This window comes from Streptomyces sp. 1-11 (assembly GCF_007176755.1).
In the GTDB taxonomy this organism is placed as follows: Bacteria; Actinomycetota; Actinomycetes; order Streptomycetales; family Streptomycetaceae; genus Streptomyces.
In genome coordinates this window covers 409,572-422,582 of sequence record NZ_BJTV01000005.1, presented here as the reverse complement: position 1 = coordinate 422,582, position 13,011 = coordinate 409,572, and the positions used below count along the sequence as shown (strand labels likewise).

Below are 13,011 nucleotides of genomic sequence, written 5' to 3'. Positions count from 1 at the left end.
AGGCCGCGTGAGCTGCCTCTCTGTCGATTCAGGGCGTCCGCGAGGGGCCGGAAACACCCCTGGAACACCTCGCCCGGGCCTCTCGTGCGCCCGCCACCTGAACATGTTCAAACGGGAGATCACCCCCCGGAAGGGCCAACCGGCCCTGTTTCCCGGCCGTACGGGACGGAATCTCTTGTGAAGAACTTCACGAACTTTGCCGACAGGATGTCACCGGAGAAGCCGAACGGCTCGCTCACACGTTATCCGAGCTGCTCAACAGAGGCTACTCGCCAGTAGCAAAGAGCGGGAAGAGTCCCTGGAAGGGGGCCGGAACGAGGACGCCGGCGGCACGGGGCCGCCGGCGTCCGCTCGCGCACCGCCCCGGGCTACGACGCCGGGGTCCCGGCCACGCTGAAGGCGATTCCGTCGAGGATGTCGTGCTCGCTGACGACGACCTCCTCGGCCCCGGTCCGCTCCATGATCGCGAGCAGGACGAGGGCGCCGGCGCCGATCACGTCGACCCGTCCCGGGTGCATGGCCGGGATCGCCGCGCGCTCGGCGTGCGTGGAGTGCAGCAGCGCGTGCGTGATCTCGCGGACGCGCTCGCGGGTGACGCGGGAGTGGTGGATGCGCTCGGAGTCGTACTCGGGCAGCTCCTGGGCGATCGCCGACACCGTGGTGACCGAGCCGGCGAGGCCGACCAGGGTGCGCGCCTCGCGCAGCGGGACCGTCCGCTCGGCGAGGTCGAGGGCGGCCTCGATGTCCGCCCGCATGGCGGCGATCTGCTCCTCGGTGGGCGGATCGGTGACCTCGCCCCCGTGCACCAGGTGCCGTTCGGTCATCCGCACGCAGCCGATGTCCACCGACCGCGCGGCCCGCACGTGGTCGTCGCCGACGACGAACTCGGTGGAGCCGCCGCCGATGTCCACCACGAGGCGGGGGCGGGGCAGGTCGTCGCGGCCCTTCAGCTCGCTGGTCGCGCCGGTGAAGGAGAACTCGGCCTCCTGGTCGCCGGTGATGACCTCGGGCTCGACGCCGAGGATGTCGACCACGCCGCGGACGAACTCGTCCCGGTTCTCGGCGTCGCGGGAGGCGGAGGTGGCCACGAAGCGGATGCGCTCCGCGCCGTGCTCCTTGATGACCGAGGCGTACTCGCGGCAGGCGGCGAAGGTCCGCTCCAGCGCCTCGGGGGCGAGCCGGCCGGTGCGGTCGACACCCTGGCCGAGCCGCACGATCGTCATCCGCCGGTCCAGCTCGACGAGTTCGCCGGTCGCCGGATCGGCGTCGGCGACCAGCAGGCGGATGGAGTTCGTGCCGCAGTCGACGGCGGCCACGCGCGTCACTTGTCGTCCTCCCCGGCCGGCTCGCACGGTGTCACGCACGGTCCCTTGCTCCACCACTCGGGGAGCATCGCGATCGCCTCGTCGCCGAGCGGGTTCACGCCCGGTCCGGCGGCCAGCGAGTGGGCCACCAGCACGTGCAGGCACTTCACCCGGTCCGGCATGCCGCCGGCGCTCGGGAAGCCCGCCAGCACCTCGATCTCGTCCCGGCGCCGGATGTAGTCCTCGTGGGCGGCCCGGTAGGCGGCGGCCAGCTCCGGGTCGGCCGCCAGCCGCTCGGTCATCTCCTTCATGACGCCGTTGGCCTCCAGCGTGCCGATCGCGGAGTTGGCGCGCGGGCACGTGAGGTAGTACGTCGTCGGGAAGGGCGTGCCGTCGGGCAGCCGGGGCGCCGTCTCCACGACGTCCGGCTGGCCGCAGGGGCAGCGGTGCGCGATGGCCCGCAGACCGCGCGGCGGACGGCCCAGCTGCTGCTTGAAGGCCGCTACGTCCGCGTCGGTGGGCTCGGAGCGCGGAGTGGGCGGCGGAGGCGTTTCCATGACTGCTTTCAGAGTGGCTTTCTGTCGGTGGCCGGCCCGCGGGCCGGTTGTTGGTGGCGGCCGGTGGCCGGCCGGGGAGTACGGGTCACCGGCCGGCGGCGTCGGCCTTGTCGACCCCGTCCCAGACGTTGGCGTACCAGGGCCGGCGGGCGGCCCTGAGGTCGGCGCGGGACTGCTTGGCCGCGCCCGGGTCGACGACGACGTAGCCGGTCTCCCCGGGCATCACGTAGTGCAGCCGGTGCCGGATCTGCTGCTCGGCGTAGGCGTCGTCCTGCCAGCGCGCCTTGAGGTCACGCAGCTGTTCGACGCGCTGCCTGGCCTGTTCCCGCTCCCGCTGGAGGTCGGTGATCTCGGCGCGCTGGGAGACGTACTGCCGCATCGGGTAGGCGAGGGCGACGATCATCGAGCACAGCACCAGTGCCAGCAGGGCCGCGCGGCCGGTGAGCCGGGAGCGGCGGGCCTGCCGTTTGGTCTGGGAGCGGTAGACCCTGGCCGCGGTCTGCTCGCCGAGCGCGCGCAGCCTGGTCGCGGTGGAGAAACGGTCCCGGTCCTTGACGGCCATCTGGCTCTCCGCCTCCCCTTCCACGTGCGTACGTCCCCGCACACGGTACGGGACCGGGTACGGGGACGTACGTACGACTGGCTGACAACCCGGCCGTCCGGTTCGGATCGGCCCGGCGGGGATCAGCCCTTGGAGACCTCGGTGTGACCGCGGAAGCGCGGGAACGCGCTGCGGCCGGCGTACACCGCCGCGTCGTCCAGGATCTCCTCGATGCGCAGGAGCTGGTTGTACTTGGCGACGCGCTCGGAGCGGGCCGGGGCGCCGGTCTTGATCTGGCCGCAGTTGGTGGCGACGGCCAGGTCGGCGATGGTGACGTCCTCGGTCTCGCCGGAGCGGTGGGACATCATGCACTTGAAGCCGCTGCGCTGGGCCAGCTCGACGGCGTCCAGGGTCTCGGTCAGCGAGCCGATCTGGTTCACCTTGACCAGCAGGGCGTTGGCGGCGCCCTCGTCGATGCCGCGGGCGAGGCGCTCGGGGTTGGTGACGAACAGGTCGTCGCCGACGAGCTGGACCTTGTCGCCGAGCTTGTCGGTGATGACCTTCCAGCCGGCCCAGTCGTCCTCGAACAGCGGGTCCTCGATGGAGACGAGCGGATAGGCCGCGACGAGCTCCTCGTAGTACTCCGTCATCTCGGCGGCGGAGCGGTCCTTGCCCTCGAAGAGGTACTTGCCGTCCTTGTAGAACTCGGAGGCGGCGACGTCGAGCGCGAGGGCGATCTGCTCGCCGGGCGCGTAGCCGGCCTCCTTGATCGCCTCGAGGATGAGGTCGAGGGCCTCGCGGTTGGAGCCGAGGTTCGGGGCGAAGCCGCCCTCGTCGCCGAGGCCGGTGGACAGGCCCTTGCTCTTCAGGACCTTCTTCAGGGTGTGGTAGACCTCGGTGCCCCAGCGCAGGGCCTCGGAGAAGGACTCCGCGCCGATCGGGGCGATCATGAACTCCTGGATGTCCACGTTGGAGTCGGCGTGCGAGCCGCCGTTCAGGATGTTCATCATCGGCACCGGCAGCAGGTGCGCGTTCGGGCCGCCCAGGTAGCGGAACAGCGGCAGGTCGCTGGCCTCGGAGGCGGCGTGCGCGACGGCGAGGGAGACGCCGAGGATGGCGTTGGCGCCGAGCGAGCCCTTGTTGTCGGTGGCGTCCAGGTCGAACATGGCCTGGTCGATCAGGCGCTGCTCGGTGGCGTCGTAGCCGACCAGCTCCGGGCCGATCTGCTCGATGACGGCGAGGACGGCCTTCTCGACGCCCTTGCCCTGGTAGCGGTTGGGGTCGCCGTCACGGAGCTCGATGGCCTCGAAGGCACCGGTGGAGGCACCGGACGGAACGGCGGCACGACCCGTGCTGCCGTCGTCGAGGCCGACCTCGACCTCGACCGTGGGGTTGCCTCGGGAGTCCAGGATTTCCCGGGCTACGACGACGTCGATGGACGGCACGAGCATCTCCTTCTTGGATGTGACGCTGGAAGTGCGGGGCGGGCTGCCTCACGGCTGCGCCTTGCGACTAGAGCCTAACCGTCCAAGGGGCGTCGGCCACCGACCGACCGTCCCGTGGACAGGGAGACGGTACCCATTGTTCCTGCCCGGAACAAAGGGGTCCGGGCGGGGTACCGCGAACACGCCAGGCGGGAGCGGGGACGAAAACAGCCCCGCCCCGGTGCGTACGGGGGAGAACGCACCGGGGCGGGGAGCCCGTGGGGGACGGGGGGAACGGCCCTCACGAGGCGTTCGGCTTGGGGGACGGCCTTTGTGAGGGCACTGCGGTTCCGTCAGGGGCCAGGTGTCACTTCAGGTGGAGCTGCTGGCCCGGGTAGATGAGGTCGGCGTCGTCGACGATGTCCTTGTTCAGGTCGAAGAGCTTCTGCCAGCCGCCCTGCACGTGGTGCTTGTCCGCGATGGTGCCGAGGGTGTCGCCCTTGACCACCTTGTACTCGCCGTCGCCCTTCTTGACCTTCTTGCCGGTCGGGGTGGTGACGGTCTTCTTGGCGCTCGCGGCCGGCCGCTCGCTGGAGCGGGAGGCGGCCTGCTGGTCGGTGGAGCGGCTGGCGGTGCTGCCCGAGGAGGCGCCCTGCGAGGAGCCGCTCTGCGTCGAGCCGCTCTGCGAGGAGCCGCTCGGGGCGGAGCCGTTGTAGGGGGTGCCCGAGAGGCCCTTGCCGCACACCGGCCAGGCGCCCTTGCCCTGGGAGGCGAGGACCTTCTCGGCGACGGCTATCTGCTGGCCCTTGCTCGCCTGGTTGGCCTGCGCGGCGTACTGCGTGCCGCCGTAGGCGGCCCAGGTGGACGCGGAGAACTGCAGACCGCCGTAGTAGCCGTTGCCGGTGTTGATGGACCAGTTGCCACCGGACTCGCACTGGGCGACCGCGTCCCACTCGGAGGTGGTGGCGGCGGAGGCGTTGCCGGCCGCCATCAGCGGGGCGGCGACGGCGGCGCCGGTGACACCGGCGAGCGCGATGGCACGGGTGGCCTTGGACGGACGACGGTGCTTGCCCTTGCTGGAGAACAGCATGGATGGATCCCCTCACCGACGCCTGCGAGGTGAGCTGTCGGGTTCGGGCCGGTTGAGTTGCCCGGCCGCGCACCCGCTCTCGCGGGCCGCGGCTCCACCCCTAGCCGGTTCCGGCGCTGACGCCCGTTCCGGCACTTACCTTGGGTCCCCCGCTCCTGCCTACGGCGCTTGCGCGACGACTGTTCCCGGGCGGCCGCTGGCAGGATTCGGCGTTGCGACAGCCGGGGCTCGTGGTGACGAGCGGTCACGACCGTAGACACGTGATCGACGGAATTTCAAAGACGATCAGGGCTTCTGAGACTCATCCCACACTTTCACCGAATCGGACATCGGCGATCAATCCGGGCGTCAACTACCCCTGCTTTTCACCCGTTTCGTCACTGACTACCAGGGTCTGACCGGCGGCGATGTGGTTCGGGTCGCCGCCGACCGCCTTCTCGTTCAGGGTGTACAGACGGTGCCATCCGCCGTCCACGTCAAGGGAGTCGGCGATGGAGGCGAGGGTGTCGCCCTGGCGGACCGTGTAGGTGTCCGCGCCACGGGAAGCGTGCTTGCCCGACGAGGCGACCTCCTGACCGTTTGTCACACTTTCGTCCGCACTGCCGCCGCGGTGACGTCCGCCACTGCCGAGCGCCCCGGTGTCGACGAGACTCCAAGAACCGCCCGTCTGCAACGAATTGTCCGACTCCTCCTCGACGGGGTCGGTGGTCGCAGACCCACTCCCCTGCGACTCCTCGGCGCGCGGCGAGGTGGATTCGCCGGACTTCGGGGTTTTCGCACCCTTGTCCTGCTTCTTGGCGCCGGTGTGCTTGCCCGCGTCCGAGGACGTCTTGCCGGCCGCGTCCGAGGAGGGGTCGGACGAGGGGGTGCCGGACGAGGAGGAGTCCGGCAGACCGGACGATCCGGGGTCATCGGCGGAGCCGGACGGGTCCGTGGAGCCGGACGCGTCACCCGAGTCGGTCTTGCCCGTGCCGGACTTCCCGGAGCCTCCGACGCCCGTGTCGACGTCCAGGGACCCGGAGTCGGAGGTCAGGCCGGAGAGCAGGGCGCAGGTGGCCCAGGGCGTGGTGCCCTTGTCGGCGAGGATCTTCTCGGCGACGGCGATCTGCTGCGAGCGGCTGGCCAGGTCGGCGGTGGCGGCGAACTTGGTGCCGCCGTAGGCGGCCCAGTCCTCCTGGGATATCTGCAGCCCGCCGTAGTAGCCGTTGGCGGTGTCGGCGCTCCAGGAGCCGCCGCTCTCGCACTCGGCCACCTTGTCCCAGGTGGTGCCGTCGGCCGCGTTGGCGCTCGCGGCGCCGAGGAGCGGGATGGCGATGGCTGAGCCGGTCACGCCGGCCGCGACGAGAAGAGCCGGAGCCTGACGGGGGCGACGGTGACGACCGTTCCCGGAGAGCATGCGGAAGCCTTTCGTGCGACAGCGGGACCGGCGCGGCGCGTGGTGCTCGGGCCGCGCTGATGGGTGAACGTATAGGCACACGATCACTTGTCACAAGTTCATGCCGCGCAGATCACGTGAACATCACAGAGCTGAACGCCCGTCATGTTGACGGTCGCACGGCCTTTTCCGTGGCCGGGGTGAACTCCACGGGCAGGGTGCGCAGCCCGCGCATGATGAGTCCGCCGCGCCAGCGCAGATCGGCGGGATCGGCCGCGAGCCGCAGGTCGGGCAGACGGGTGAGCAGCGTGGCGAGCGCGGTCCGGCCCTCCAGGCGGGCGAGCGGGGCGCCCAGGCAGTAGTGGATGCCGTGGCCGTAGCCGAGGTGCTGGTTGTCCCCGCGGGCGAGGTCGAGGACGTCCGGGTCGGCGAACCGCTCCGGGTCCCGGTCGGCGGCGGCCAGGACGACGAGCACCGGGTCGCCGGCCGCGATGTCCTGCCCGCCGAGGGTGAGCGGCCGGGTGGCGAACCGCCACGTGGCCAGCTCGACCGGGCCGTCGTAGCGCAGCAGTTCCTCGACGCCGGTCTCCAGCAGGCCCTGTTCGCCGCGGGCCAGGGAGTCCTGCAGCCGCCGGCGCTGCCCGGGGTGGGTGAGCAGGGCGTAGGTGCCGTTGCCGATGAGGTTGACAGTCGTCTCGAAGCCGGCGAACAGAAGGATGAAGGCCATCGCGGCGGCCTCGTTCTCGGTGAGGTGCTCACCGTGGTCGGAGGCGCGGATCAGGCCGGAGATCAGATCCTCCCCCGGGGCGGGCTCGGCCGGCAGCGCCGCACGCTTGCGGTGGATCAGCTCGGCGAGGTAGCCGCGCATCTTCTTCACCGACCGGGCGACCCCGCCGCGCGGCCCTCCCCCGTGCCTGATCATCATGCCGGCCCAGTCGCGGAAGTCGTCCTGGTCCTCGCGCGGAACGCCGAGCAGGTCGCAGATGGCGTAGATGGGCAGCGGGAAGGCGAACTCGTGGATGAGGTCGGCGGAACCCGTCCTGGCGAACCGGTCGATCAGGTCGTCGGTCAGCTCCTGCACGCGCGGCGCGAACTCGGCCACCCTGCGGGGCGTGAACGCCTTGCTGACCAGCCTGCGCAGCCGGGTGTGGTCCGGCGGGTCGATGTTCAGCAGGTGCGTCATCAGGTCGGCCTTGCGCTCGCCCGGGATACCGGTCTTGCCCTTGGCGTGCTCGGGCTCGTCGTGGTGCGCGGGGTTCTTGCTCAGCCGCTGGTCGGCGAGGGCCTGCCGGGCGTCGGCGTACCGGGTGACCAGCCAGGCCTCGACCCCGCTGGGCAGCCGCGTCCGGCGCACGGGCTCGTGCTCGCGCAGCCAGGCGTAGGCGGGGTAGGGATCGGCGGCGAACTCCCAGGTGAACAGTTCCGGGGCGGCGCTGGGCAGGTGGGGCCGGTCGGGCTGGTGGGTCACTCCCCGACGGTACCGGTCGCGGACGGCGGCACCGCCCCGGCCACCGCCCGCGCCCCGCGCCCCGCGCCCCGCGCCCGCCGGCACCCTTGCTCAACCACGGTTTCGCACACGCCCCCTGGCCGCACGCGCGCGGGAGGGAGAGGGGCGCCGCGTCCCCGGCGCCGGGCGGTCCGCGGCGGGGGTCAGCTCTCGGCGGCCCGTATCGCGTCCCGGTACACCCGTGCCGCCGCCCGCAGTGCCGCCTCCGGGTCCACGCCGTCCGCCTCCGCCCGGACGGCCAGGGCCAGCAGCTCGTAGCCGATGCCCTCGCCCTCGGGCAGGAGCACCTCCAGGCCCGCCGTGCGGGTGCGGGAGGCGAGCTTGGCGGCGAGGGCGAGGCCGGGCTGGCCGAGGGGGACGCCCTCGGTGACCGAGGTGCGCCGCTTCTCCTCGGCCTTGGTGCGCAGCCAGTGCTCCTTGACGTCCTCCGGGGTCTCGGCCGTCTCGTCGCCGAAGACGTGCGGGTGGCGGTGGATCAGCTTGGCGACGATGCCGCCGGCCACGTCGTCGACGGAGAACGGCGCCTCGGGGTCCTCCTCGGCGATGCGGGAGTGGAAGACGACCTGGAGCAGGACGTCGCCCAGTTCCTCGCGGAGCTCCTCGCGGTCACCGGCCTCGATCGCCTCGACCAGCTCGTACGCCTCCTCGATGCCGTACTTCGCCAGGCCCAGGTGGGTCTGCCGGGACGACCAGGGGCACTCCAGGCGGATGCGGTCCATGACCTGGACGAGGTCGAGGAGGCGCGCGCCGGGCAGGTCGTAGGAGGCGGGCAGCAGCTCCAGCTCGGGCATCCGGAACCGGCCGGAACCGGCGAGGCGGGCGAGGCCGTCGGTGAGGGCGGGCTCCCCCTCGCCGGTGGCCACGACCACCACCGTCCGCCCGCCCGCGCAGGCGTCGACCAGCTCCTGCGCGGTGGGGGACGCCTGCGCCACGGTTATCCCGGCCTCCCGCAGATACGGAAGCTGCGGATGGGCGCCGTCCGCGCACAGCACGGCGTCGGCGGCGCGCAGCGCCTGCCAGGCGGGCCAGGACAGCAGGCCGGGCGCGACACGGTGGCTGGTGGTGAGCAGGACGATGCGGCCGGGGGCGGCTTCGGGGCTGGTTGTGTTCACGATCCGAACGTAACCCACGGGCGGGAACGGCGGGATCGGTTGTCCACAGGGCGGGGGCGGCGTGTGATCGTATGACCGACCAGCGCCCGCCGACCCGCTGTGCGAAGACCCGCCGGCCTGCTGCCCGCTGCCGTACCGTTCCGCCGGCCCGCTAGGCCTGCTGCCCCGACCCGGTCGTCGTGACCTCCCGCACCCAGGGCGTCTTGGCGTCCACCCGGGTGCTCTTGCGCACGTCCCAGGAGCCGTAGCGCGGGTTGAGGTCGACGTGCAGCTCCTGCGAGGCCTTGGACAGGGCCTTCCAGAAGGCGGGCTGGGTGGTGTCGGTGCCGAGCTTCGCGGCGAGCTTCTGCGCCTCCAGCTGCAGCCGGAGGTTGTCGTCCAGGCGGCCGGGCGCGATGCCGTACTTCTGCAGCCAGGCGGTCTCCAGGCCCTTGGCCCCGCCGGCCTGCTGCTCCAGGCCGGCCCGCATCCGGGAGACCTCCTTGCGGGTGACCGCGATCCCCTCGTCCTGAGCGGCACGGTGCAGCACCCGGTCCAGGACCATGTTGTGCAGGGTGTCCCGGGTGAGGCTGCCGGTGGAGGCGAGGACCTGCTGGTACTGGGTCTCGTCCTGCACCGCGGCCCGCTGCGCCCGGCGTACCTCGCCGACCCGGCCCTCGAGCTGGGCCACGGTGATCCGCTGCCCGCCGACGACCGCGGCGGCGCCCGGGTGCGCCTCGCTTCCGCAGGCGGTCAGGACGGGTGCCGCGGCGGCGATCGCGGCGGAGAGGAGGAGCGCGGTGCGACGACGGCGGTGCAAGGAGACCTCCCAGGGAGTTTGTGCGGCGGTGCACAAAGTCTTGCGGTGATCGATGTTAGGCAGTGGGCAGCCTGTGGCCAACCCATTCGACCAACGATTCGCAGCCGCTTCGGGCACCGCCGCGCCGCCCCGGACCGGGGTGCGGGTCAGCCGGTGATGGCCACCGGCGCGTCCCAGGCGTCACGGTCGACGGTGAGCGTGACGCCGCCGTGCGACTCCTTGCTGTTGACCATGTACTGGTGGGCGCGGCTGTGGCCGGTGAACTGGGTGGCGCCCCAGGGCCAGTCCGAGGTCGTAGTGTTCTTCTTGTCCCACAGCGCGTACCAGAGGTTGCCCGGCAGGTCGGTCTTGTCGCTCGCGGTGGCGACGGCCTTGGCGCTGGAGCTGGTGAAGCCGTAGTAGCCGGCGCGGTACGTCTTGACGCGCAGCTCCTTGTCGAAGGCGCGGACGTAGGTGAGCACGGCGTCGTTGCACGACTTGTTCGTGACGTCGTACGGCTCCATGTCCAGGTAGATCGCGCTGCCGGGCTTCATGCCGAGCGCGGCGGCCTTGGCCACGGCGTCCTTGGCGTCACTGGTGCCGAGGGACGCGGCGGTGGACGCGGTGAGCTTCTCCGGGTTGGAGCCGGTCTGGCACGGCGGCTGGGCGCCGACGTAGATCGGTATGAGCTTCCAGCCGAGGCCGCTGACGTACGTCACCCAGGACGAGGTCAGGTTGGGCTGGGCGCAGCCGCGGTTCTTGCCGCCCACGTAGACGGCCGCCGCGCCGTAGAAACCGGTGTGCCAGGCCTTCATCGTCGCCTTGGAGGGCGCGGTGCAGGTGTCGAAGGCGCGGCCGGTGAACGTCTTCTGCGCGGGCCAGGAGGTGGCGGCCATCGAGGTCTGCGCGGCGATGCCGGCGCCCGCGACGACGGCGGCGCCCGCCACGCCCCACGTGATGTACCTGCGCCTCTTCGACTGCCGGTGGCCGGCCATGGAACCCCACCCCTGCTCAAAAGTGCGTGGCAAAAACGAACGGCAACCTACCTGGTGCCGGTCCTGCGTTCGGGAAACATGATCCCTTGTAGCGCACAAGAATCCCTCAGGCGACGGCAAAGACTAGCCGCGCACCTGTCCCAGCCACTGCAGGGTCCGGCGGATCTCCGCGGCCAGCGGGTCGCCGGGGCCGCGGAAGCGCTCGACGTCCATCAGCAGCCGCGCCAGCGTGTCGTGGGCGGCCGGGCGGTCGCCGAGGGCGAGCAGCAGGTGGCCGATGCGGCGGCGCACGTCGTGGGCGAGCTGGGGGTCGCCGGACACGTACTGGTTCTCGTAGTACGGCAGCAGCGCGCGGTACTCGGCGAGCGCCGCCGCCGGTTCGCCGAGCTGCTCCAGGCACTGGGCCGCCTCGTAGCGGAAGCGCAGCGACTGCGGGTCGGCCTGGCCGGCCTCGGCGGCGCGTTCGTCGGCGAGGCGGCGCAGTTCGGGCAGCGCGCGCCGGTACTGGCCGTCGTCCAGGAGGGTGGCCGCGTACTGCTTGCGCAGGGTGCGCACCACCGGGGAGCGCTCGCCGTGCTGTTCGGCAGCGGCTGGCAGGATCGCGCCGAGTATGTCCACGGCCTGGGTGATGCGGCCCTCCCCGAGCAGGCGCTTGACCTCGTCGACGGCCGCGGCGACGTCGGGCTTCCCGGCCACCGCGGGCGCGGGCGCGACGGGGGCGGGCCGCGGCGCGGGCGTGCGGGCGCGGTCCGGCCAGGGGGCGTGCGGGCGCAGGAAGGGACGCGTCGGGTCCAGCGGCGCCCCGGTGGGCATGCCGCGCGCGGGCAGCAGCAGCGACAGGTGCTCGTAGACCTCCTGCGCGGAGTCCGGCCGGTGCTGCGGGTCCTTCGCCAGCAGGCGCAGCACGAGCGACTCCAGCGCCTCGGGGACCTCGGGGCGGATGCGGCGCACCGGCACCGGCGGCTCGTACAGGTGCCGGTGCAGCACGCCGAGCGCGGTGGAGCCGGCGAACGGCACGTCTCCGCTGAGCAGTTCGTGCATCAGCACGCCGAGCGCGTACAGGTCGGTGTACGGGCCGACCGCGCCGCCCATGGCCTGCTCGGGCGCCATGTAGGCGGGCGAGCCGATCGGGGAGCCGGTGTGGGTGAGGCGGGTGGTGTCGGTGTCCATGACGGAGGCCACGCCGAGGTCGAGGACGGTGACCGTGCCGTCCTGCTTCACCATGACGTTGCGCGGTTTCAGGTCCCGGTGCACGATCGGCACGGCGTGCACCGCGCTCAGCACGGCGCACAGCTGCGCGGCCACCGCCACCGCCCACTGCCACGGGTACGGGTCGTGTTCGGCGAGGTGGTCGGAGAGGTCGGCGCCGTCGACGTACTGCATGACGAGGAACAGCTCCTCGCCCTCGCTGCCCGCGTCGTGGACCGTGACCAGGCCGGGGTGGTCGACCTGCGCGGTCACCCGGCACTCGCGCACGAAGCGGCGGCGCAGTTCGTCGGCCTCCTGCCCGGCGACCTTGTCGGGGCGCAGCAGCTTCACCGCCACCCGCCGGTCCAGCCGCCGGTCGTACGCCGTCCACACCTGGCCCATGCCGCCCTGGCCGATGAGCGTGGACAGTTCGTAGCGTCCGGCGACGACACGTCCCGCCGCCACGCTCACCGTCCGCCCTCGTGGCCGTCCTGCTTGCGCAGGTAGTCGCTCAGCTCGTCCAGTTCGGCACGCACCTGGTCGATGCGGGCGGGCGCCGGGCGCTGCGGCGGCGAGGCGACCGGCGGGTGCTGCGGCACGGGCGTGTGGTGCGGCACGGGCGGCGCGGGCACGGGGGTCTGCGGCACGGTCGTCGCGTGGAAGGGCGACACCGGCCCCGGGTATCCGTAGCCGGACGCCGTTGCGCCCCCGTACGTCTGGCGCAGCCGCTGGTAGTGGCGGATCTCCGCGACCAGGTAGTACACGGTGATGACCACCAGGCCGCCGAGCAGCAGCGTCATGCCCACGTAGCCGCCGGGGGTGTGGACCTCGTCGCCGGGCTCGCTGCCCACCAGGACGACGGCGAGGATGTCGGCCGCCAGCCCGGCCACGAACAGGCCCCAGTCCAGGGACCTGCGCGTGACGGCGGCCAGCCGCAGCAGCATCGCCCAGGCCAGGAAGCCGGCGCTGAGGACACCGAACGCCACCAGCAGCACCCGCACGAGGACCAGCCACGCGTTGTGCGGCGGCTGCTTCACCGGCTGTGCGTAGCCGTGGCCTTGCATGGCTGCTCCTGATGCCTGAAATGGGCGTGCCTGTCCGCCCGGTGTGCTCCGCCGGGCTGACACCACTCGTGCGATG

At 72.1% G+C, this 13,011-nt stretch carries 12 protein-coding genes and 1 riboswitch; all 12 genes read right to left on the bottom strand.

The features are described 5' to 3' along the window. Positions 1-368: 368 nt before the first annotated feature. The 12 genes from TNCT1_RS13810 to TNCT1_RS13755 all read right to left on the bottom strand — a co-directional run bounded on the left by TNCT1_RS13810 (position 369) and on the right by TNCT1_RS13755 (position 12,935). Positions 369-1,325, bottom strand: a complete 957-nt coding sequence (locus TNCT1_RS13810; RefSeq protein WP_143631287.1) for a Ppx/GppA phosphatase family protein — start codon at positions 1,323-1,325, stop codon at positions 369-371. Next, on the bottom strand, positions 1,322-1,861 hold the full coding sequence (locus TNCT1_RS13805; RefSeq protein ID WP_143631285.1) for a DUF501 domain-containing protein: 540 nt from the start codon (positions 1,859-1,861) through the stop codon (positions 1,322-1,324). Before TNCT1_RS13805 ends, TNCT1_RS13810 begins: the two co-directional genes overlap by 4 nt. A gap of 85 nt (positions 1,862-1,946) precedes the next feature. Further along, positions 1,947-2,423: a septum formation initiator family protein gene (locus TNCT1_RS13800; protein WP_143631283.1), complete on the bottom strand. Its 477-nt coding sequence runs from the start codon at positions 2,421-2,423 to the stop codon at positions 1,947-1,949. A 122-nt stretch (positions 2,424-2,545) separates the two neighbouring features. Continuing rightward, positions 2,546-3,853: a phosphopyruvate hydratase gene (gene eno / locus TNCT1_RS13795; RefSeq protein ID WP_143631281.1), complete on the bottom strand. Its 1,308-nt coding sequence runs from the start codon at positions 3,851-3,853 to the stop codon at positions 2,546-2,548. Between the two features lie 340 nt (positions 3,854-4,193). Continuing rightward, the gene (locus TNCT1_RS13790; protein WP_143631279.1) at positions 4,194-4,916 is read right to left on the bottom strand and encodes a transglycosylase family protein; all 723 of its coding nucleotides are present in this window, start codon (positions 4,914-4,916) and stop codon (positions 4,194-4,196) included. 4 nt (positions 4,917-4,920) lie between these two features. Next, positions 4,921-5,093: riboswitch (cyclic di-AMP (ydaO/yuaA leader) on the bottom strand. 175 nt (positions 5,094-5,268) lie between these two features. Then, positions 5,269-6,312 (bottom strand): transglycosylase family protein, encoded by a 1,044-nt coding sequence (locus TNCT1_RS13785; protein WP_143631277.1) that lies wholly within the window; start codon positions 6,310-6,312, stop codon positions 5,269-5,271. 142 nt (positions 6,313-6,454) lie between these two features. Continuing rightward, positions 6,455-7,759: a cytochrome P450 gene (locus TNCT1_RS13780; protein WP_174266279.1), complete on the bottom strand. Its 1,305-nt coding sequence runs from the start codon at positions 7,757-7,759 to the stop codon at positions 6,455-6,457. Between the two features lie 182 nt (positions 7,760-7,941). Further along, positions 7,942-8,910 carry a nucleoside triphosphate pyrophosphohydrolase gene (locus tag TNCT1_RS13775; protein ID WP_143631275.1) on the bottom strand — a complete coding sequence of 323 codons (969 nt, stop codon included), beginning with the start codon at positions 8,908-8,910 and terminating at the stop codon, positions 7,942-7,944. A 151-nt stretch (positions 8,911-9,061) separates the two neighbouring features. Further along, a complete protein-coding gene (locus tag TNCT1_RS13770; protein WP_143631273.1) occupies positions 9,062-9,709 on the bottom strand; it encodes a SurA N-terminal domain-containing protein in 648 nt (215 codons plus the stop codon). A 146-nt stretch (positions 9,710-9,855) separates the two neighbouring features. Beyond that, complete coding sequence (locus tag TNCT1_RS13765; RefSeq protein ID WP_143631271.1) at positions 9,856-10,683, bottom strand: glycoside hydrolase domain-containing protein; 828 nt, start codon at positions 10,681-10,683, stop codon at positions 9,856-9,858. 123 nt (positions 10,684-10,806) lie between these two features. Then, on the bottom strand, positions 10,807-12,300 hold the full coding sequence (locus tag TNCT1_RS13760; RefSeq protein ID WP_268894169.1) for a serine/threonine-protein kinase: 1,494 nt from the start codon (positions 12,298-12,300) through the stop codon (positions 10,807-10,809). Positions 12,301-12,338: 38 nt separating this feature from the next. After that, the gene (locus TNCT1_RS13755; protein ID WP_143631267.1) at positions 12,339-12,935 is read right to left on the bottom strand and encodes a hypothetical protein; all 597 of its coding nucleotides are present in this window, start codon (positions 12,933-12,935) and stop codon (positions 12,339-12,341) included. Positions 12,936-13,011 lie beyond the last annotated feature (76 nt).

Bases quoted from the DNA above. Each gene is read 5' to 3' on its own strand.
- TNCT1_RS13800 (WP_143631283.1), bottom strand. From the start codon at position 2,423: ATGGCCGTCAAGGACCGGGACCGTTTCTCCACCGCGACCAGGCTGCGC.
- TNCT1_RS13755 (WP_143631267.1), bottom strand. From the start codon at position 12,935: ATGCAAGGCCACGGCTACGCACAGCCGGTGAAGCAGCCGCCGCACAAC.
- eno (WP_143631281.1), bottom strand. From the start codon at position 3,853: ATGCTCGTGCCGTCCATCGACGTCGTCGTAGCCCGGGAAATCCTGGAC.
- TNCT1_RS13790 (WP_143631279.1), bottom strand. From the start codon at position 4,916: ATGCTGTTCTCCAGCAAGGGCAAGCACCGTCGTCCGTCCAAGGCCACC.
- TNCT1_RS13765 (WP_143631271.1), bottom strand. From the start codon at position 10,683: ATGGCCGGCCACCGGCAGTCGAAGAGGCGCAGGTACATCACGTGGGGC.
- TNCT1_RS13805 (WP_143631285.1), bottom strand. From the start codon at position 1,861: ATGGAAACGCCTCCGCCGCCCACTCCGCGCTCCGAGCCCACCGACGCG.
- TNCT1_RS13785 (WP_143631277.1), bottom strand. From the start codon at position 6,312: ATGCTCTCCGGGAACGGTCGTCACCGTCGCCCCCGTCAGGCTCCGGCT.